We start from the raw sequence: 20,031 nt of genomic DNA, 5'->3' as shown, positions 1-20,031 counted from the left end.
CTATTTCACTGGTTACTTCGCGTCCACGGCGAATCGCGGGAACGCCAGGTCGCCGGCGTAGCGGGCGGCGTCGCCGAGGTTTTCCTCGATGCGCAGCAGCTGGTTGTACTTGGCGACGCGCTCGCTGCGCGCGGGCGCACCGGTCTTGATCTGGCCGCTGCCGACCGCGACGGCCAGGTCGGCGATCGTGGTGTCCTCGGTCTCGCCGCTGCGGTGGCTCATCATCGTGCGGTAGCCGCTGGCGTGGGCCAGTGCGACGGCGTCGAGGGTCTCGGTCAGCGTGCCGATCTGGTTGACCTTGACCAGCAGCGCGTTCGCCGCGCCCTTCTGGATGCCCTCCTCGAGCCGTTCCGGGTTGGTGACGAACAGGTCGTCGCCGACCAGCTGCACGCGGTCGCCGATCGCCGACGTCAGCGCGACCCAGCCGTCCCAGTCGTCCTCGGACAGCGGATCCTCGATCGACACCAGCGGGTAGCTGTCGAGCAGGCCGGCGTAGAACTGGCCCATCTGCTCGGCGGAGCGGACCTCGTTCTCGAACTTGTAGCCCTGCCCGTCGGTGTAGAACTCGGTCGCGGCCACGTCGAGGGCCAGCGCGACGTCGGAGCCGACCTTGAACCCGGTGGCCTCGATCGCCGACAGGATCAGGTCGAGCGCGGCCTTGGTGCCCGCCACGTCGGGGGCGAAGCCGCCCTCATCGCCAAGGCCGGTGGCCAGCCCCTGCTTCTTGAGCACCGACTTCAGCGAGTGGTACACCTCCGCGCCCCACCGCAGCGCCTCCTTGAACGAGGCCGCGCCGATCGGGGCCACCATGAACTCCTGCACGTCGACGCCGGTGTCGGCGTGCGCGCCGCCGTTGAGGATGTTCATCATCGGCACCGGCAGGATGTGCGCGTTGGGGCCGCCGACGTAGCGGAACAGGTCGAGGTCGGCGGCCTGCGCGGCGGCCCGGGCCACCGCCAGCGAGGCGCCCAGGATCGCGTTGGCGCCCAGCCGGGACTTGTCCGGGGTGCCGTCGAGGTCGAGCAGCGCCTGGTCGACCAGCCGCTGGTCGTCGGCCTGCAGGCCGATGATCGCGGGACCGATCTCGTCGAGCACGGCCTCGACGGCCTTCTCGACGCCCTTGCCGCCGTAGCGGGAGCCGCCGTCGCGCAGTTCGACGGCCTCGTGCTCACCCGTCGAGGCGCCCGAGGGCACCGCGGCGCGGGCGAACGACCCGTCGCCCAGCAACACCTCAACCTCGACCGTCGGGTTTCCGCGGGAGTCGAGGATCTCTCGGGCTCCGACCTGATCGATAGTGGGCACTTGGCTTCTCCTTGGTCCAGACGATGCGTGATGGTTCGTGCGTCAACCGACGAGCCTAGAGCCTCGGTGAGCGCCGGGCGTGTCTAGAGGGGGTGTCCGTTCGCGTAAGCCGTGGCCCAGTCGCGCACGGTGCGGGCGTACTGGTCGGACAGGTTGTAGGCGCGCAGCGCGTTCATCCAGCCCCGCGGCGTGGCGAGGTCCTTGCCCGTCCAGCACAGATAACCGGCCGCGGACAGCGCGGCGTCGTCCATGTTGTCGGCGCTGATCTTGCCGTCGTTGTTGGCGTCGACGCCGTAGAGCCGCCAGGTCTCGGGGATGAACTGCATCGGGCCCATCGCCCTGGCGAACGACTGGTCGCCGTCGTGGCTGACCGCGTGGTTGTCCAGGATCTCCAGGTTGCCGTTGGTGCCGTCGAGCAGCACCCCGCGGATCGGCGGCTCCACGTCGCCGTTGGGCCCGATCACCGCGCCGCGGTAGGTGCCGTGGTGGCTCTCGATCTGACCGATGCCCGCCAGCGTCGTCCAGGTCAGCTTGCAGTCGGGGTTCTCCACCTCGGCGACCCGCGCGGCGTACGCGTAGGCCTCCAGCGCGCCGACCGGGATCCCGAGCTTGGGGGCGCGTTCGGCGGCCCACTCGCGCAGCTGGTCGGCGGGGCGGCCCTTGGCGTGGGTGTCGATCGCGGGCACCGGGTCGCCAGGCGGCGGGGGCACTCCCTCCGGGATGGGAGTGCCCAGCTGCCACGAACAGCTAGAAGCCAAGAGCAGCGCCGTCGCACCTAGTACGGCGACCGCGCGCATCCAACGCACCGGCGACACCAAATCCCCTCAACCAACTTCGGTCGATGCCCATGTTCCCACGCGTGCGGGACACGGTGGTTCAGCGTGGCAAGCGATTCGGGTGCGCAATCGATCGATCAGCGACTATGAGCGCGCCGAATCGGCGGTTTCACGGTCCGGCTCGGCCTCGGAAGCCTCATCCGTCCCGTCTGTCGCAGCTTCCTCGGCTACCTCGTCGGGCGCGTCCTCGGTCTCGGCCTCCTCGCCCGGCCAGTGCGCGCGCCACTCCTCGTCGGTCACCTTGTCCAGCGCCGCGCTGTCGAGTTCCTCGGGAACGTCGGTGCCGCGACGGTCGGCGAGGATCGCGCGCTCGGCCCGGCGCACGGCGTCCATGAACGCCAGCACCGCCGAGCGCAGCTCGCTCTCGGTGTCCGAACCCGCCGACACCGTCACCGAGGTCACCGACTCCGGGATCAGCTCGGCGGGCAGCCCGGCCGCGGTCACCCGCTCGATCACCTTCTGCGCCAACGCCAGAGCGGGCTGGCCGGTCGGCACATCATCGACGATCGAGGTGCGGGTGCGCTTCTCGAGCGCCTTGCGTTCCTCCCACTGCGCGAGCTGGTCGTCGAGCGAGATCGACTCACCGGCCAGCACCGCGGGCACCCGGTTGCCGAGCTTGCGCACCAGCGCGTCGGCCACGTCGTCGATGCCGAACGGGTGCTGTGGCGCGTCCTCGGCGATCCGGGCGTGGAACAGCACCTGCAGCAACACGTCGCCGAGTTCCTCGCGCAGCGCGTCGGCGTCGCCGCTGTGCACCGCGTCGAACACCTCGTAGGTCTCCTCCAGCAGATACCGCCGCAGCGAGTCGTGGGTCTGTTCGCTCTCCCACGGTCCGGCGGTGCGCAGCTTGTCCATCATCGCGACGGCGTCGACCAGGCGCTCCCCCGGCGCGGCCTCAGGAGCGGAGATCACCTTCTCGCCGGCCGCCAACCGCGTCTTGACCGCGGGATGCTCGGGGTCCGACGACAGCAGCACCGGCGCATCCTCGCCGTCGTAGGCCGGGCGCGCCGCGGGCAGCGACCACGGCACCTTGATCGGCATCTCCTCGGTGTACTGAACGTCGCCGGAGAGCAGATCGATCGCGTCGACGGGGATCAGCGACGGGCGGCGCGGGTCGACCAGTACGACGGTCATCGCGATGACCTCCTCGCTGTGCACGCTGCGGCCTTCGCGCTCATCGCAACGTTTCCTGACCCGACCCCAACTTCGTTATATCAATAGAATCCTGCGGTTTTCCATCGAGGGCCAGCACCAGACCGGCGACCATCCGGACCAGTTCAAGATCACGGATCCGCGGTGCGCCAAGGCCTTCGCCCGCCCGCGGAATCGGCACCTGCACCGTCGACGTGGTGGCGCGGTAGTTCGCGCTCGGGTACATCCGCTTGAGCCGCAGTTGCTGGGAGTCCATCAGCTGCAGCGGCGCCAACCGCAGCGTCGCCTCGGACACCGAACTGACCTCGGTGATGCCGTAGGCCTTGAGCAGCAACCGCAACCGCGCGACGGCCACGAGCCGCTGCGCGGGTTCGGGCAGCGGGCCGTAGCGGTCGAGGAGTTCGTCGACTACCGAGTCGACGGTGTCCTGGTCGGCCGCGGCCGCGAGCCGGCGGTACCCCTCCAGCCGCAGCCGGTCGCTGTCGATGTAATCCGGCGGCAGGTGCGCGTCGACGGGCAGGTCGATGCGCACGTCCTTCGGTTCTTCCGGTGTCGCAACGGTTTTCCCGTCGGCGGCGGCGCGGTACGCCTCGACCGCCTCGCCGACCAGCCGCACGTAGAGGTCGAAGCCGACACCGGCGACGTGCCCGGACTGCTCGGCGCCCAGCACGTTGCCCGCACCGCGGATCTCGAGGTCCTTGAGTGCGACGGCCATGCCCGCACCGAGTTCGTTGTTCTGCGCGATCGTGGCCAGCCGGTCGTAGGCGGTCTCGGTCAGCGGAACCTCCGGCGGATACAGGAAGTACGCGTATCCGCGCTCGCGGCTGCGGCCGACGCGGCCCCGCAGCTGATGTAGCTGGGACAGGCCGAACGTGTCGGCGCGTTCGACGATCAACGTGTTGGCATTCGAGATGTCCAGCCCGGTCTCGACGATCGTCGTGCAGACCAGGATGTCGTACTCGCGGTTCCAGAAGCCCTCGACGGTCTTCTCCAACAGCTCCTCGGGCATCTGGCCGTGCGCGACGACGACGCGGGCCTCCGGCACGAGTTCCTGCACGCGCGCGGCGGCCTGGTCGATCGAGCGCACCCGGTTGTGGATGTAGAACGCCTGACCGTCGCGCAGCAGCTCGCGGCGCAGCGCGGCCGCGACCTGTTTGTCGTCGTGCGGGCCGACGTAGGTCAGCACCGGGTAGCGCTCTTCGGGCGGGGTCAGGATGGTCGACATCTCGCGGATGCCCGCCAGGCTCATCTCCAGCGTGCGCGGGATCGGGGTGGCGCTCATGGTGAGCACGTCGACGTGGGTACGCATCGACTTGATGTGCTCTTTGTGCTCGACGCCGAAGCGCTGCTCCTCGTCGACGATGACCAGGCCGAGGTCCTTCCACGTCACGCCGGTCTGCAGCAGCCGGTGGGTGCCGATCACGATGTCGACGCTGCCGTCCTTCATGCCCTCGAGCGTGGCGCGCGACTCGGCCGGGTCGGTGAACCGCGACAAGCCCTTGACCGTGACCGGGAAACCGGCCATCCGCTGGCTGAACGTCTGCAGGTGCTGGTCGGCGAGCAGCGTCGTCGGCACCAGCACCGCGACCTGCTTGCCGTCCTGCACCGCCTTGAACGCCGCCCGCACCGCGATCTCGGTCTTGCCGTAGCCGACGTCGCCGCAGATCACCCGGTCCATCGGGACGGGCTTCTCCATGTCGGACTTGACCTCGGTGATGGCGGTCAGCTGGTCCATGGTCTCGGTGAAGCCGAACGCGTCCTCCATCTCGGCCTGCCACGGGGTGTCCGGGCCGAAGGCGTGCCCGGGCGAGGCCTGGCGTTTGGCGTACAGCGTCACCAGTTCGGCGGCGATCTCGCGCACCGCGCGGCGCGCCTTGGTCTTGGTGTTGGCCCAGTCGCTGCCGCCGAGCTTGGACAGCGACGGCGACTCGCCGCCGACGTAGCGGCTCAGCTGGTCCAGCGAGTCCATCGGCACATAGAGGCGATCGGAAGCCTGTCCTCGCTTACTCGACGCGTATTCGAGCACCAGGTACTCGCGGCGGGCGCCGCCGACCACGCGCTCGGTCATCTCGACGAACCGGCCGATGCCGTGCTGGTCGTGCACCACCAGGTCACCGGCCGTCAGTGCCAGCGGGTCGACGACGTTGCGCCGCTTGGCGGCCAGCCGCTTGCCCTCGACCGCGGTGGCCCGGTTGCCGGTCAGGTCGGTCTCGGTGAGCACCACCAGGTTCGCGCCGGGGATCACGGCGCCGTCGTGCAGCGGGCCCTGCAGGACGTTGACGACACCGTCTTTGAGTTCCTCGCCGAGCTCCAAACACACTGCAGCCGTGTCGGATTCGCGTAGCTGCTCGACGACGCGGTGCGCGGTGCCGGTGCCGGGGGTGACGACGACGGCGTGCCCGCCGGTCAGCACGTGGGCGCGCAGCATCGCGAACATCTCGGTGATGCTGGACTGCGAACCCCGCGCCGACGGCGCCGGCCGGATGTCGAGTTCGACGGCGTTCTCGTCGGAGAGCTGGCTCAGCGTCCACCACGGATGGCCACCGGCGCGGGCGGCCGCGCGGGCATCCTCGAACTCGACGAACCCCGAGGCGCCCATCCGTTCCAGGTCGATCGGCGCGGATCCGCCGAGCGCAGCCGTCGACCACGACGCCTCGAGGAACTCGCGGCCGGTCTTCTTCAGGTCGGCCGCGCGGGTACGGACCTTCTCCGGATCGCAGATCAGCAGCGGGGTGCCTGCGGGCAGCTGACCGGACAGGGTGGTCAGCTCGGCGGGGTCGCCGGAGGTCTTGAGCAGCGGCAGCAACGCCTCCATCCCGTCGACCGGGATGCCCTCGGAGAGCTTGGCCAGCATGTCGGGCACCGAGCCCGGCAGCGTGTTCTCGTGCACCGGGTGTTCGCGGGCCAGTTCGACGGCCCGGGCGCGCACGTCCTCGGTGAGCAGCAGCTCGCGGCACGGCACCGCGACGACGGTGTCGACCTCGATCTCCGGGATCGAGCGCTGGTCGGCGACGGCGAACATGCGCATCTCGGAGACCTCGTCGCCCCAGAACTCGATGCGCACCGGATGCTCGTAGGTCGGCGGGAACAGGTCGAGGATGCCGCCGCGGACCGCGAATTCGCCGCGCTTGCCGACCATGTCGACGCGGGTGTAGGCGAGCTCGACGAGCCGGACGATCAGCGCCTCGAAGTCGGTGTCGGTGCCGACGCTCAGCGTCACCGGCTCGACCCGGGCGACGTCGGGCGCCATCGGCTGCAGCAGCGAACGCGCGGTGGTGACGACGATGCGCAGCGGCGGGCCCAGCCGGGCGTCGTCGGGGTGGGCCAGGCGGCGCAGCAGCATCAGCCGCGCGCCGACGGTGTCGACGCCGGGCGACAGCCGCTCGTGGGGCAGCGTCTCCCAGGACGGGAACAGCGCGACGGCGTCGCCGTACACCCCGCGCAGTTCGGCGGTCAGGTCGTCGGCCTCACGCCCGGTGGCGGTCACCACCACCAGGGATCCGGCCTGCGCGAGCGCGCACGCGGCGAACACCCGGGCGGTGGCCGGGCCGACAAGGGTGAGATCGGCGGGTCTGTCGGCGGCGCGGCGGCCGATCTCCTCGAGCGAGGGATCTTTCAGCGCCAGTTCGACGAGCCCCGCGATCGGGGTTGGGACAGAAGCGGTCCCCGATGCGGTCATGATGAGTCCATCCTAGGCAAACCGCCGAAGTGCTTGCCGGAGCGGCCAATCCGTGACGTGGCTCACTCGTCGAGCAGCGGCGGGTCGTTCTCCAGGTGCATCAGCCCGTTCCAGCACAGGTTGACCAGGTGCGCGGCGACGACCTCCTTCTTCGGCTCGCGCACGTCGAGCCACCACTGCGCGGTCATCGACACCGAGCCGACCAGGGCCTGGGCGTACAGCGGCGCCATCTCGGCGTCCAGGCCGCGGCGGGAGAAGTCCCCGGCCAGGATCGACGACACCTGGTTGACGGCCTCGTTGAGCAGCGTCGAGTAGGTGCTGCCCGAGGTGATGGCGGCCGGGGAGTCGCGGATCAGGATCCGGAAGCCGTCGGTGCGTTCGTCGACGTAGGTCAGCAGCGCCAGCGCGACGCGTTCGATGCGCAGCCGGGAGCGGTTGTTGGTCATCCGGGTCAGCGACGACGTGATGCGGTCCAGCAACGCCGACATCTCACGGTCGACGACGACGGCGTACAGCCCCTCCTTGCCGCCGAAGTGCTCGTAGACGACGGGTTTGGAGACGTTGGCGCGCTGCGCGATCTCCTCGATCGAGGTGCCCTCGTAGCCGCGTTCGGCGAACAGCGACCGCGCGATGTCGATGAGCTGGTGGCGCCGCTCGGCGCCGGTCATCCGGGCCCGCGGCGTCCGCACCTCTTTGTCGAGTGCTGCCACGCCTGTCAGGTTAGTTGCTCCGGTGCGTTGCACTAGCATCACGAGGTGATCGATCCGTCGTGGTGTAATCGGCAGCACCTCTGATTTTGGTTCAGATAGTTCAGGTTCGAGTCCTGGCGACGGAGCTTTTATGAACATCGCGCACCCCGAAACCGCGGTCGTGGTCCTGGCGGCCGGGGCCGGTACCCGGATGCGCTCGGACACCCCGAAAGTGCTGCACACGCTGGCCGGGCGCAGCATGCTGGCGCACGCGGTGCACGCGGCGGCCGGGCTGGCCCCCGAGCACCTGGTCGTCGTGGTCGGCAAGGACCGCGAGCGGGTGGCGCCCGCCGTCGAGGCGCTGGCCGCCGAAGTCGGCCGCCCTATCTTCACCGCGGTGCAGGAACAGCAGCTGGGCACCGGTCACGCGGTCGAATGCGGGCTGACGGCGCTGCCGCCCGACTTCGCCGGGACCGTGGTCGTCACCTCCGGTGACGTGCCGCTGCTGGACGCCGCCACCCTGGCCGACCTGATCACCACCCATACCGACGCCGGGCCGGCCGCGGCCACCGTGCTCACCACCACGCTGCCCGACCCGACCGGCTACGGCCGGATCCTGCGCACGCAGGACGGGGAGGTGATCGGCATCGTCGAGCAGGCCGACGCCAGCCCGTCGCAGCGGGCGATCGCCGAGGTCAACGCCGGGGTGTACGCGTTCGACATCACCGCGCTGCGGCCGGCGCTGGGCCGGCTGCGTTCGGACAACGCCCAGCAGGAGCAGTACCTGACCGACGTCATCTCGATCGTGCGCTCCGACGGCCGGCCGGTGCGGGCCCGGCACGTCGACGACTCCACGCTGGTCGCCGGCGTCAACGACCGTGTGCAGCTGGCCGAGCTGGGCGCCGAACTGAACCGGCGCATCGTCGCGGCCCATCAACGCGCGGGCGTCACGGTGATCGACCCGGCCAGCACGTGGATCGACGTCGACGTCACCATCGGCCGCGACACCGTCGTCAAGCCGGGGTCACAACTGCACGGCGGCACCCGGGTCGGCGGCCGGTGTGAGATCGGGCCGGACACCACGCTGGCCGACGTCACCGTCGGCGACGGCGCGACCGTGTGCCGGACGCACGGCAGCTCGTCGGTGATCGGCGACGGTGCGACGGTCGGGCCGTTCACCTATCTGCGGCCCGGCACCGTGCTGGGCGCCGACGGCAAGCTCGGCGCGTTCGTCGAGACGAAGAACGCGACGCTGGGCACAGGGACCAAGGTGCCGCACCTGACCTACGTCGGCGACGCCGACATCGGCGAGCACAGCAACATCGGCGCCTCCAGCGTGTTCGTCAACTACGACGGAGAGACCAAGAGCCGCACCAAGATCGGCTCGCACGTGCGGACCGGTTCGGACACCATGTTCGTCGCGCCGGTCACCGTCGGCGACGGCGCCTACACCGGCGCGGGCACCGTGGTCCGCGAGGACGTGCCGCCTGGCGCGTTGGCGGTCTCGGCGGGCCCGCAGCGCAACATCGAGGGCTGGGTGGTGCGCAAGCGGCCGGGCTCGGCGTCCGCAGCCGCGGCGGAGGCGGCATCGGGGGACGACGATGCGTGAGACTGCACGTAGTTGTTCATGATCTGGCAACCCGGGCACAAGTTGTGCGTGGACCTACGTACGATTGTCCGGTATCGATTCCGACCTTGAGGGCACACCGTGGGCACCGAGTGGACCGACAACCGCAAAAATTTGATGTTCTTCTCGGGTCGGGCGCACCCGGAACTGGCTGAGCAGGTAGCCAAGGAACTCGACGTACCGGTCACCGCGCAGACCGCGCGGGACTTCGCCAACGGCGAGATCTTCGTCCGGTTCGACGAATCCGTCCGCGGCTGCGACGCGTTCGTGCTGCAGAGCCATCCCGCTCCGCTGAACCAGCACCTGATGGAACAGCTGATCATGATCGATGCGCTCAAGCGCGGCAGCGCCAAGCGGATCACCGCGATCCTGCCGTTCTACCCGTACGCGCGCCAGGACAAGAAGCACCGCGGTCGCGAACCGATCTCCGCGCGATTGGTCGCCGACCTGCTCAAGACCGCGGGCGCCGACCGCATCGTCACCGTCGACCTGCACACCGATCAGATCCAGGGCTTCTTCGACGGCCCGGTCGACCACATGCGGGCGCAGAAGTTGCTCACCGGCTACATCGCCGAGAACTACTCCGAGCACGACATGGTCGTAGTGTCCCCCGACTCGGGCCGTGTGCGGGTCGCCGAGAAGTGGGCCGACTCGCTGGGCGGCGTGCCGCTGGCCTTCATCCACAAGACCCGCGACCCGCTCAAGCCCAACGAGGTGGTGTCCAACCGCGTGGTCGGCGATGTTCGCGGCAAGACCTGCGTGCTGACCGACGACATGATCGACACCGGCGGCACCATCGCCGGTGCGGTCAAGCTGCTCAAGCAGGACGGCGCCGGCGACGTGATCATCGCCGCGACGCACGGCGTGCTGTCGGATCCGGCACGCGAGCGGCTAGCCGATTCCGGGGCGTGCGAGGTGATCGTCACCAACACGCTGCCGATCGGCGAGGACAAGCGGTTCCCGCAGCTGACCGTGCTGTCGATCGCGCCGCTGCTGGCCAACACGATCCGCGCGGTGTTCGACAACGGTTCTGTGACAAGCCTTTTCGACGGGTCGGCGTAAGTGGCACGGATCTACCACAACCCGAAGTGCTCGACATCGCGTAAGACGCTGGACCTGCTGCGCGAGAACGGGATCGAGCCCGAGATCGTGCAGTACCTCAAGACCCCGCCGACCCGCGCGGAGCTCGAGAAGATGATCGCCGACGCGGGCATCGACGTGCGCACCGCGGTGCGCAAGCGCGAATCGCTGTACACCGAGCTCGGGTTGGCCGACGCGTCGGACGACGAGCTGCTGGACGCGATGGCCGAGCACCCGATCCTGATCGAGCGTCCGTTCGTCGTGACCGCGAACGGTACCCGACTGGCCCGACCGATCGACGCGGTGCGCGAGATCCTGTGAGAAAGTTGGGCTTTGGGCTGATCGCCGGAGCCGCCGCGGTGATGGTCGCCGCGGGGTGCGGCACCGAGCCGCCCAACTACCAGTCGGTGTGGTCGACGTCGGCGGCGCCGACGTCCAGCGCCGCTGCGCCCGACAGCGACAAGCCGGTGCCGATCGCGCTGTACCTCGAGCAGAACGGCGTGGTCGGCCAGACGGTGCCGCCGGACAAGCTGACCGATCTGACGGTCAGCTTCCCCACCCCGGCCGGATGGGCGCCGTACTTCAACACGAACTTCGCGCCGGGCACCCGGGTGATCGCCAAGGGCGAGACCTATCCGATCGCGATGCTGGTGGTGATGAAGCTGACCGGCGACTTTGATCCGCGGGAAGCGATCAAGCATGGCTACGTCGACGCCGAGATGTCGCAGAACTTCAAGCGGCTCAACGCGTCGATGGACGACTTCAAGGGTTTTCCGTCGGCGATGATCGAAGGCAGCTACGACCTCAACGGCACGCGGATGCACAGCTACAACCGGATCGTGATCGCGACCGGCGCGGCACCGGCCAAACAGCGCTACCTGGTGCAGTTCACGGTCACCGGATTCGCCGACAAGGCCGTCGAGGAAGCCCCCGACATCGAGAAGATCATCGGCGGCTTCACGGTCGCGGTGCCGGGCGCCCCGCCGCCGCCGCCGAAGTAGCGCACCTACAGCGTCGCGAACCGCACGCCGACCAGTCGCTCAGAAACCTCCCACAGGCGCGCGGCGTCGGCCATGTCGCGTGCCGGCCGGTAGACCTGCTGCTCGGCCGGGGCTCCCGCGAGGTGCTGGAATCCGCTCGGCCCGTAGAACTTGCCGCCCACCGCGCGTGTGTCCGTCGCCGCATACAGCGCGGGCAGCATCCCCTCCTCGGCGGAACGATTCAGCAGTCCCAGCCGGGAAAGCGCCTTGACCGCACGGAACTGGAGCGTGTCGCGCGACCGTCCCATGTGTGGTTGCGCCCGCAGGAGGTTGGTGGGCGTCACCCCCGGGTGCGAGACATTGCTCGTGATGCCCCAGCCCGCGGCGGCGCTGCGCCTGTCCAGTTCCAAGCCGAACAGCAGATTGGCGATCTTCGACTGGCTGTAAGCTTTCGCCTCGGAGTAGGACCGCTCGAAGTTCAAGTCGTCCCAGTTGATTCCGTTCGTCCGCGCCGCGATGCTCGACTGCGTGGTCACCCGAGCGTTCCCCGCCACGAGCAGCGGCAGCAGCCGGGCGGTCAGCGCGAAGTGCGCGAGGTGATTGGTGCCCCATTGCAATTCGAAGCCATCGGCGGTGGTCTGCCGGGTGGGTGGGCTCATGACGCCCGCGTTGTTGATCAACACGTTGACCGGGCGGCCCCAGGCGAGCAGCTCGCCCGCCAGGTCGGCCACCGACTGCAGTGACGAGAGATCGACCGGCAGCAGTGTGACATCGGCAGCGGGTGTTTCTGTGCGGATCCGCTCGACCACCCGCTGACCCTTGTCCAGATTGCGTACCGGCAGAACAAGATCCGCTCCCGCAGCGGCCAAGCGAGCGGCCAGGGCCAAGCCGATGCCGTCGCTTGCACCGGTGATCACGGCGAGTTGGCCCGTCATGTCCGGGACGACGATCTGCGTGTTGCTGTTCATCATGCTTCGAAGCTGTCACACCGGACAATCCGGATTCAGGATTCACTCGTCCGCGGATCGCCGATCCCTGGATCACCGAGCCCTTCCGGCCGCCTCGACGACGCCGCATCCTGACTGCCGTGGCGAACCTCGAGTATGTGGCGGAGGCGCTGCGTACGCGGCGGCGACAACTGCAACCCGAAGACGTCGGTCTCGCCCGCGGCCGGCGACGGCGCACACCGGGTTTGCGTCGCGAGGAGGCGGCGGAACTGTGCTCGATCTCCCCTGGCTATTACACCCGCCTCGAACGCCACCGCGGGGCTCCGCACCCGTCGGCTGCCACGCTGGCCGGCATCGCGCGGGGGCTTCGATTCACCCGGGCAGAACGCGACCGCCTGTTCGCGGCGGCGGGCTACCGCGGGGGTGAACACCTCTGTGCGCACGTCGATCCGGGCGTGATGCTGGTGCTCGACCGCCTCGCCGAGACACCCGCGCACGTCGTGGGACCGGCCGGTGAGGTGCTGCGGCAGACGCCGGCTTCCCGAGCACTGCTCGGCGACCTGACCGTGCACACGGGCTGGGCGCGCAGCGGTTACTACCGCTGGTTCCTTGAACCCGGTGAACGGCAACGCTACGCCGCCGAGGAGCATCCGCGAATCGGTGCGGAGATCGTCGCCGGCCTGCGGCGATCCGTCGAGCAAGGCCATTGCGGCGCAGAGCTTTTGGCCACGATGTTGCGCCAGCGCAGCCCCGAGTTCACCCGCCTCTGGGCGGACGGGGCACCACCGCCCGCGACCGCTACCACGCGGCGTTTCCTGCACCCGGCGGTCGGTGTCATCGACCTGCGCCGTGAGGTTCTCGAGGTGGACGCCTCTGGCCAACGGCTCGTCGTCTACTACCCGGCGCCCGGCTCAACCGACGACACCAGCGTGCAGTTGTCAACGGTCATCGGGCACCAGCGCTTCCCGTGAATACGCGTCCGGTTCGGCACACAGGGCGGTCAGCTTGGTGTGGCTGACGCTGCCGACCTCCGCGGTGAACACGAGCAGCGTGTGCAGGTGGGTCACGTCGTGCAGCACCTGGCACTGCAGATCCAGCACTCCCAGTTGCGGATGCACGAGGCGCTTTTCGAGTTCATGCGGAGTGTCCACATCGTGTTGCTCCCACAGCACGGCGAACTCGGGACTGCACTCCAGCAGAGCTTTGATGACTTCGGCTGCGCGCGAGCTTGCGCCGTCGCGCACGAACGCGACACGCGCGCCGGCAACGAACGAGCGCTCGATCTTCGGATGGTCCTCGGTCGGGTACACGTTGCGGGACGCGTCGTCGGTGAACCAGCGGTAGACAACGCTGCGCGCGTGGCCCTCGTACCGCGTTTCGTCGCCGAGCAGGGCCCGCGCGGGCGGCGTCTGCACCAGGGTCTCGCCCAGCGCCGACATCACCTGGGCGGGTGTGTCCTTCAGGCGGTCGATGATCCGCATCATGGCGGCGCTGACCTGATCGGTCCCCGGGCTCCGCGCCGGAGCGTTGTGTCCGGCGAGCCGGTACAGGTGATCACGCTCGTCCAGGGACAACCGCAGCGCCTTGGCCAGCGATGCGACGACCTCAACCGACGGCTGGGGCCCGCGTTGCTGTTCCATCCGGCAGTAGTAGTCGGTCGAGATCAGCGCCAGCGAGGCGATCTCCTCACGGCGCAGCCCGCTGGTGCGCCTGCGCACCCCGCTGGGCAAGCCGACCTCCTCCGGGGCGAGAGCGAGACGCCGACTGCGCAGGAAGTCCGCCAACTGAACCCGATCCACCGGTCCATCGTCGCCGCTTAGCGAGTGGATATCCAGGGACGGCCGGACCCCCGAGCCCCGAACCGGCGCGGCTAGGGTGAGCGCATGAGCGAATGGACCGCCGCCGATCTGCCCTCGTTCGCCGGACGCACCGTCATCGTGACGGGCGCCAACAGCGGACTCGGCCTGGTGACCGCGCGCGAACTGGCCCGCGTCGGGGCTCGCGTCATTCTCGCGGTCCGCAATACCGCCAAGGGTGAGCAGGCCGCAGCGGAGATCACCGGCGACGTCGAGGTCCGCGAACTCGACCTGCAGGACCTGGCGTCGGTGCGGGCGTTAGCCGACGGTGTCGACGCCGTCGACGTGCTGGTGAACAACGCCGGCATCATGGCCGTGCCCTACGCGCTGACCAGAGACGGGTTCGAGAGCCAGATCGGCACCAACCATCTCGGCCACTTCGCGCTGACCAATCTGCTGTTGCCGAAGATCAGCGATCGCGTGGTCACGGTGTCGTCGATCATGCACTTCATGGGCCGGATCAGCCTCAAGGACCTCAACTGGAAGGCCCGGCCCTACCTCGCCTGGCCGGCGTACGGCCAGTCGAAGCTGGCGAACCTGCTGTTCACCAAGGACCTGCAGCGACGGCTGAGCGCCGCCGGATCCCCGGTGCGGGCCGTCTCCGCGCATCCCGGCTACTCCGCGACCAACCTGCAGGGCCAGACCGGCAACCGGTTCGGCACCCGGATCTGGCTTGCCAACAACCGGCTGTTCGCCACCGCCCCCGACTTCGGCGCCCGCCAGACGCTGTACGCGGTGGCCGAGGACATCCCGGGCGACGCCTTCGTCGGCCCGCGGTTCGCCAGCCGCGGCCCGACCGGGCTGACCGCGCTGCGCAGCCCGCTGGCCCGCGACGGCCGCACCGCGACCGCGCTGTGGGAGCTGTCCGAGCAGCTCACGGACACCGCTTTCCCGCTCTGATTTGGGCAAACCCGCCGGTTGCGGCTACCCTGGCTGACGATCACGGCGAGGGTGGCTGGCTACCGTAGGCCACCGTTATCGACGCGAACCATCTCGAGTGGTTGAGCCCTGGCCGTGCCGAGCGACACGACAGGAGCACCCCTCATGGCGAAGAACGCCCCCAACAACCTCACCGCATCGGTCCGCACCGAGACCGGCAAGGGCGCATCGCGCCGTGCCCGTCGCAACGGCAAGGTGCCCGCCGTGCTCTACGGCCACGGCTCCGACCCGCAGCACCTCGAGCTGGACGGCCACGACTTCGCGGCCGTGCTGCGGCACGCGGGCACCAACGCCGTGCTGACCCTCGACATCGACGGCAAGGAGCAGCTCGCGCTGACCAAGGCGCTCGACATCCACCCGATCCGCCGCACCATCACCCACGCCGACCTGCTCGTCGTGCGGCGCGGTGAGAAGGTCACCGTCGAGGTCAACGTCGTCGTCGAGGGCGACGCCGCGTCCGGCACGCTGGTCACCCAGGACGCCAACACCATCGAGGTCGAGGCCGACGTGCAGTCGATCCCGGAGAGCCTGACCGTGTCCGTCGAGGGTGCCGAGGTCGGCACGCAGTTCACCGCGGGCAACATCGAGCTGCCGTCGGGTGTGTCGCTTGTGACCGACGCCGAGACCCTGGTGGTCAACGTGGTCGCCGCGCCGACCGAAGAGGATCTCGAGGCCGAGGGTGGCGGCGAGACCGGCGAGGAAGCCGCCGCCGAGACCGCCGAGGCTGCCGAAGAGGGCGACTCCGCCGAAGCGGCGCCCGCCGAAGAGTCCGAGTAGTCCCCCGTGGCCGAACCCCACCTGGTGGTCGGCCTGGGCAACCCGGGTGCGCAGTACGCGACGACGCGGCACAACCTCGGGTTCCTGGTCGCCGACATCCTCGCCGACCGCATGGGCTCGGGGTTCAAGGTGCACAAGAAGTCCGGCGCCGAGGTGGCCACCGGCCGCCTCGGCGGGCGGGCCGTCGTGCTGGCGAAACCGCGGACCTACATGAACGAGTCGGGCCGTCAGGTCGGGCCGCTGGCCAAGTTCTACTCGGTGGCGCCGGCCGACGTCGTCGTCATCCACGATGAGCTCGACATCGACTTCGGTCGTATCCGGCTCAAGTCCGGAGGCGGGGTGGCCGGCCACAACGGCCTGCGCTCGGTCGGTGCGGCGTTGGGCAGCAACGACTTTCAGCGGGTCCGCATCGGCATCGGCCGCCCGCCGGGGCGGATGGACGGCGCGAAGTTCGTGCTGAGCACATTCACCTCCGCCGAGTGGAAGGACGTGCCGACGATCTGCGAGCAGGCCGGCGACGCGACCGAACTGCTGGTGTCACAGGGTCTGGAGCCAGCGCAGAACGTCGTGCACGCCTGGGGCTGATCGTCAGCCGCGGCCGGACAGCGTGGTGATCGGCGCCGCGCCCGCCAACCGGCCCGCGACGAACTGCGCGGCCTGCGTGGTCAGCCCCGACTCGCCGTAGAGGCTGTGTGCGGCGACGTCGTTTCCGTTGGAGCACACCGGGTCTGCGCCGTTGCACAGGTCGATGGTCTTGCTGCCGTAGAGCGGGCTCAGCGCGGTCAGCGGGCCGCCGAGCAGCCGGATCGACGGGTTGCCGAACACCGCGACCGCCGCGACGTGGTCGGCGACCGTCGCGGGCATCGGCTGGGTGAAGCCGAGCGTCGGCGTCTGGGCCACCGCGATCGCGTCGATGACGGCGGCGCCCTGTGAATAGCCGCCGAGCACGATCGACGTGTCGGGGCAGGTCGCGGCCATGTTCTGGACGAACAGGCTCGCGTCGTTGGCGCCCTCGGCGGCGCGCAGGAAGTCACGGGTCGCCGGGTAGTTGACCGCGTACACGTCGATCGACTTGCCGGACGCCAGCGGGCGCAGCGCGTCGACGAACGACTGGCCGACCCGGCCGATACCCGCGGGCTCGCCGGTCCCTCGAGCGAACACCACCTGTACGTCGGGACATGCGCCGGTCGGTGCGGCCGCTGCGGGTGCCGCCAGCGTCAGGCCCGAGAACACCACTGCCGCAGCCATGATCAGTAGCCGACTCAGCGGCAGTTTGGTCGTCATGCCATGAGCAAACGCCGGGCCGGCGCGAATGTATTCCGGTCGGCGCTAGCGGCCGCCCACCCCGCTGTCGACGACCTTGACCGTCTTGTGCGGATACCGGCGCTCGGCGTGCTCCTTGGCGGCCGAGTCCGGCAGCACGTAGAGCGTCTCCTTTTTCTCCTGTAGGGGCCGCAGCACCAGGTCCATAAAACCCTTGCGATCCTCCAGGTACGGCTCGATGACGTCTTCGCCGGCGGGACACACCGCCAGGCAGTATGCCGCCTTGTAATTGGCCTTGAACGACAGGCTCTGCCACATCGACGCGTTCTCCGAATCGCTGACGCGGGAACGGAAGTCGGCGGCGTCTTCGCTGTCGGCGATGGTCTGCGCCCAGTCGGTGAAGCCGCCCATGAACTCGCGGTAGTTGTGCACCGAGCAGGCGACGAAGTCGAAGCCGCCGTCCTTCTTGATCGCGCCGACCGGGCACGCGGCGACGCAGAGCTTGCACTCCAGGCAGGGCGAATAGTCCAGGGGTGCACCGTATTCGCTGACCGGCGCGTCCACCAGCACGGTGCCCAGCAGGATGAAGTTGCCGAACTTGGGGTGAATGACGTTGCGGTGGATGCCCATCACGCCCAGCCCGGCGGCGACGGCGACCGGCTTGTGAGCCACCACCCAGATGCGGCCCGGGAACTTGTCCATTTCCATCGGGAACGACATCGACGGGTTGATCGCCCGGTGCCCGGCGTCCTGCAGGGCCCGGGTGATCCGGTGGGCCGCCTCGTTCATGATCTCGCCGCTGCGATGGAACTCCTGGTTGGCCACGCTGCGCGCCGTCGACCGCACGTTGTCGCGGTTCATCCGCACGACGAGGGAGATGTAGCTGCGCACACCCGGCAGCGCGGCGTCGACGTGTTCGCGCTCGGTGGCCAGGTCCGGGTTGTCGACGCTGGCGAACGCGACGTCGTCGGCGCCGGCGTCCAGGCAGAGCTGCCGCAGCCACGCGGCGTCGATGACGCCGGGGGTGCGCCGCGGTCGGGCGCGCACGGCCCGAACGGTGGGGTGATCGGCGATGCGCGCGGGTATCGGCTGAGCCATGCTGAGTATAGTACACAATACTCAGCAATCCGGGCAGCTAGTCGGCCGTACGGCGCGCGTAGGCGCGCAGCGCGAACGGCGCGAAGACCGCCGTCAGCACCAGCGACCAGATGACGGTGGCCAGCACCGGGTGATGCAGCGGAAGCTGCGCGCTCTCCGGCGCGGGGCCGCCGTTGCCCCACAGTTGACGCATCGCCTGCGCCAGCGAGGACACCGGATTCCACTCGGCGATCACCCGCAGCCAGTGCGGCATCGGCTCGGTGGGCACAAAGGTGTTGGCCAGGAACGTGATCGGGAACAGCACGGTGAACATCACCCCGTTGACGGCTTCGACGGTGCGCAGCAGCGAGCCGATCAGGATGCCGAACCAGATCATCCCGAACCCGAACACCAGCACCAGCGCGAACGCCAGCACCGCTTCGGCGACGCTGCCGCGGATGCGCCACCCGATCGCCAGGCCCGTCAGCGCCATCACCAGCACGCCGAGCGACGAGTGGATGAGGCTGGCGACGCTGCGCCCGATCAGCACCGACGACCGGGAGATCGGCAGCGACCGGAACCGGTCGATGATGCCCTTCTCGACGTCGGCGGTGATCCCGGAGGCCACCACGAACGCCGAGAAGACGATGGTCTGCGCCTGGATGCCCGGCAGCAGGAACTCACGGTAGTTGGTGCCGCCGGGGTTGGCGATCGACGCGCCGAACACGAACGCGAACAACAGCACGAACATGATCGGCTGCACGGTCACGTCGCTCAACATCTCGGGCATCCGCTTGGTGTGGATCATGTTGCGCTTGACCATGATCCACGACTGCTGAGCGATGTTGGTGCGGTGGATCGGCACGGCGGTCACGCGTCGGCCTCCTCTTCACTGCGGTGCCCGGTCAACGACAGGAAGACGTCGTCGAGGCTGGGCCTGGACAGGCCGATGTCGTCGACGGCGATGTTGCTGTCGCGCAGCCATCCGGCCACGCTCACCATGTCGTCCAAACCCTCTGCGGACGCGGTCAATTCGCGCGCACCGGCGTCGACGAACACCTCGGCGCCGGTCTTGGCGAGCAGCGCCTGCGCGGCGGGCAGGTCGTCGGCGTTGGTCACGGTGACGACGAGACTGGCGTTGCCCGCCTGCTGTTTGAGTTGCAGCGGTGAGCCCTCGGCGATGATGCGGCCCTTGTCGATCACCACGATGTTGTCGGCGAGCTGGTCGGCCTCCTCGAGGTACTGCGTGGTCAGCAGCAGCGTGGTGCCCTGTTCGACCAGCCCCCGCAGCGCGTCCCACAACTCGCTGCGGCTGCGCGGATCGAGCCCGGTGGTGGGCTCGTCGAGGAACAGCACCGGCGGCGACGCGAGCAGGCTCACCGCCAGGTCGAGGCGCCGGCGCATCCCGCCCGAGTAGGACTTGACCACCCGGTCGGCGGCGTCGGCGAGCGAGAACTGTTCCAGCAGTTGATCACCCAGGCGCTTGAGGTCTTTGCGACGGATGCCGTAGAGCCCGCCGATCATCCGGATGTTCTCGCGGCCGGTGAGCAGTTCGTCGACCGTGGCGACCTGACCCGTCAACCCCATGTTGCGGCGCACCGCGTCGGGTTCGCGGATGACGTCGTAGCCGGCGACCCGGGCGGTGCCGCTGGTCGGGACCGTCAGCGTCGTCATCATCCGCACGGTGGTGGTCTTGCCCGCGCCGTTGGGCCCGAGCAGCCCGAGCACGGTCCCGGGTGCGACGGTGAAGCTGACGCCGTCGACGGCGGGTCTGGCGCTGTCGCCGAAGCGCTTCACCAATTCGACGGCTTCGATGGCAGGTTGCAT

Annotated in this window: 19 protein-coding genes and 1 tRNA gene; 9 read left to right on the top strand and 11 right to left on the bottom strand. The window is 69.3% G+C overall.

Translation table 11 applies throughout. From position 1 onward, the window contains the following. Positions 1-12: 12 nt before the first annotated feature. The 5 genes from eno to BLW81_RS12890 form a co-directional block, all read right to left on the bottom strand. Positions 13-1,302 (bottom strand): phosphopyruvate hydratase, encoded by a 1,290-nt coding sequence (eno, locus tag BLW81_RS12910; RefSeq protein WP_083407521.1) that lies wholly within the window; start codon positions 1,300-1,302, stop codon positions 13-15. Positions 1,303-1,385: 83 nt separating this feature from the next. Further along, positions 1,386-2,117 carry a lytic transglycosylase domain-containing protein gene (locus tag BLW81_RS12905; RefSeq protein WP_083410504.1) on the bottom strand — a complete coding sequence of 244 codons (732 nt, stop codon included), beginning with the start codon at positions 2,115-2,117 and terminating at the stop codon, positions 1,386-1,388. A 105-nt stretch (positions 2,118-2,222) separates the two neighbouring features. Beyond that, positions 2,223-3,272 (bottom strand): nucleoside triphosphate pyrophosphohydrolase, encoded by a 1,050-nt coding sequence (locus tag BLW81_RS12900; RefSeq protein WP_083410503.1) that lies wholly within the window; start codon positions 3,270-3,272, stop codon positions 2,223-2,225. A gap of 40 nt (positions 3,273-3,312) precedes the next feature. Beyond that, a complete protein-coding gene (gene mfd, locus BLW81_RS12895) occupies positions 3,313-6,969 on the bottom strand; it encodes a transcription-repair coupling factor (RefSeq protein WP_083407520.1) in 3,657 nt (1,218 codons plus the stop codon). A gap of 62 nt (positions 6,970-7,031) precedes the next feature. After that, positions 7,032-7,637, bottom strand: a complete 606-nt coding sequence (locus BLW81_RS12890) for a TetR/AcrR family transcriptional regulator (RefSeq protein WP_083407519.1) — start codon at positions 7,635-7,637, stop codon at positions 7,032-7,034. A gap of 95 nt (positions 7,638-7,732) precedes the next feature. Between BLW81_RS12890 and BLW81_RS12885 the strand changes: the two genes are divergently transcribed. From BLW81_RS12885 to BLW81_RS12865, 5 genes are all read left to right on the top strand, one after another. After that, positions 7,733-7,804, top strand: a tRNA-Gln gene (locus tag BLW81_RS12885). A 5-nt stretch (positions 7,805-7,809) separates the two neighbouring features. Next, positions 7,810-9,267, top strand: a complete 1,458-nt coding sequence (gene glmU / locus BLW81_RS12880) for a bifunctional UDP-N-acetylglucosamine diphosphorylase/glucosamine-1-phosphate N-acetyltransferase GlmU (protein ID WP_083407518.1) — start codon at positions 7,810-7,812, stop codon at positions 9,265-9,267. Positions 9,268-9,366: 99 nt separating this feature from the next. Next, positions 9,367-10,347 (top strand): ribose-phosphate diphosphokinase, encoded by a 981-nt coding sequence (locus BLW81_RS12875; protein ID WP_083407517.1) that lies wholly within the window; start codon positions 9,367-9,369, stop codon positions 10,345-10,347. Further along, entirely contained in the window at positions 10,348-10,686 is a 339-nt protein-coding gene (gene arsC / locus BLW81_RS12870) for an arsenate reductase (glutaredoxin) (RefSeq protein WP_083407516.1), read from the top strand. Positions 10,687-10,727: 41 nt separating this feature from the next. After that, positions 10,728-11,366, top strand: a complete 639-nt coding sequence (locus tag BLW81_RS12865) for an LpqN/LpqT family lipoprotein (protein ID WP_083410502.1) — start codon at positions 10,728-10,730, stop codon at positions 11,364-11,366. A 5-nt stretch (positions 11,367-11,371) separates the two neighbouring features. Here the strand turns inward: BLW81_RS12865 and BLW81_RS12860 are convergent, their stop codons facing one another. Then, positions 11,372-12,316 (bottom strand): SDR family oxidoreductase, encoded by a 945-nt coding sequence (locus BLW81_RS12860; RefSeq protein ID WP_083407515.1) that lies wholly within the window; start codon positions 12,314-12,316, stop codon positions 11,372-11,374. Positions 12,317-12,432: 116 nt separating this feature from the next. Here BLW81_RS12860 and BLW81_RS12855 point away from each other — a divergent pair, with 116 nt between their 5' ends. Further along, on the top strand, positions 12,433-13,263 hold the full coding sequence (locus tag BLW81_RS12855) for a helix-turn-helix transcriptional regulator (protein WP_157897683.1): 831 nt from the start codon (positions 12,433-12,435) through the stop codon (positions 13,261-13,263). Here BLW81_RS12855 and BLW81_RS12850 read toward each other — a convergent pair. Beyond that, complete coding sequence (locus BLW81_RS12850; RefSeq protein ID WP_083407513.1) at positions 13,231-14,091, bottom strand: helix-turn-helix transcriptional regulator; 861 nt, start codon at positions 14,089-14,091, stop codon at positions 13,231-13,233. The two genes, BLW81_RS12855 and BLW81_RS12850, sit on opposite strands and share 33 nt — an antisense overlap. 84 nt (positions 14,092-14,175) lie before the next feature. Here BLW81_RS12850 and BLW81_RS12845 point away from each other — a divergent pair, with 84 nt between their 5' ends. The 3 genes from BLW81_RS12845 to pth all read left to right on the top strand — a co-directional run bounded on the left by BLW81_RS12845 (position 14,176) and on the right by pth (position 16,449). After that, positions 14,176-15,048: an oxidoreductase gene (locus BLW81_RS12845; protein WP_083407512.1), complete on the top strand. Its 873-nt coding sequence runs from the start codon at positions 14,176-14,178 to the stop codon at positions 15,046-15,048. Between the two features lie 144 nt (positions 15,049-15,192). Next, a complete protein-coding gene (locus BLW81_RS12840) occupies positions 15,193-15,864 on the top strand; it encodes a 50S ribosomal protein L25/general stress protein Ctc (protein ID WP_083407511.1) in 672 nt (223 codons plus the stop codon). 6 nt (positions 15,865-15,870) lie between these two features. Next, a complete protein-coding gene (pth, locus tag BLW81_RS12835; protein ID WP_083407510.1) occupies positions 15,871-16,449 on the top strand; it encodes an aminoacyl-tRNA hydrolase in 579 nt (192 codons plus the stop codon). Between the two features lie 3 nt (positions 16,450-16,452). Here the strand turns inward: pth and BLW81_RS12830 are convergent, their stop codons facing one another. Genes BLW81_RS12830 through BLW81_RS12815 form a run of 4 tightly spaced genes read right to left on the bottom strand, consistent with a single transcriptional unit; the run spans position 16,453 to position 20,031 of the window. Further along, a complete protein-coding gene (locus BLW81_RS12830; RefSeq protein WP_083407509.1) occupies positions 16,453-17,148 on the bottom strand; it encodes a cutinase family protein in 696 nt (231 codons plus the stop codon). Positions 17,149-17,193: 45 nt separating this feature from the next. After that, the gene (locus tag BLW81_RS12825) at positions 17,194-18,225 is read right to left on the bottom strand and encodes an epoxyqueuosine reductase (protein WP_083407508.1); all 1,032 of its coding nucleotides are present in this window, start codon (positions 18,223-18,225) and stop codon (positions 17,194-17,196) included. 37 nt (positions 18,226-18,262) lie between these two features. Next, positions 18,263-19,078: an ABC transporter permease gene (locus tag BLW81_RS12820; RefSeq protein ID WP_083407507.1), complete on the bottom strand. Its 816-nt coding sequence runs from the start codon at positions 19,076-19,078 to the stop codon at positions 18,263-18,265. Then, complete coding sequence (locus tag BLW81_RS12815) at positions 19,075-20,031, bottom strand: efflux ABC transporter ATPase subunit, DrrA-related (RefSeq protein ID WP_083407506.1); 957 nt, start codon at positions 20,029-20,031, stop codon at positions 19,075-19,077. The genes BLW81_RS12820 and BLW81_RS12815 overlap by 4 nt, the downstream gene beginning before the upstream one ends.

This window comes from Mycolicibacterium rutilum (genome assembly GCF_900108565.1).
GTDB lineage: Bacteria > Actinomycetota > Actinomycetes > Mycobacteriales > Mycobacteriaceae > Mycobacterium > Mycobacterium rutilum.
Note: the sequence above shows the minus strand (reverse complement) of the source record. Positions and strands in the feature narration are given on the sequence as shown.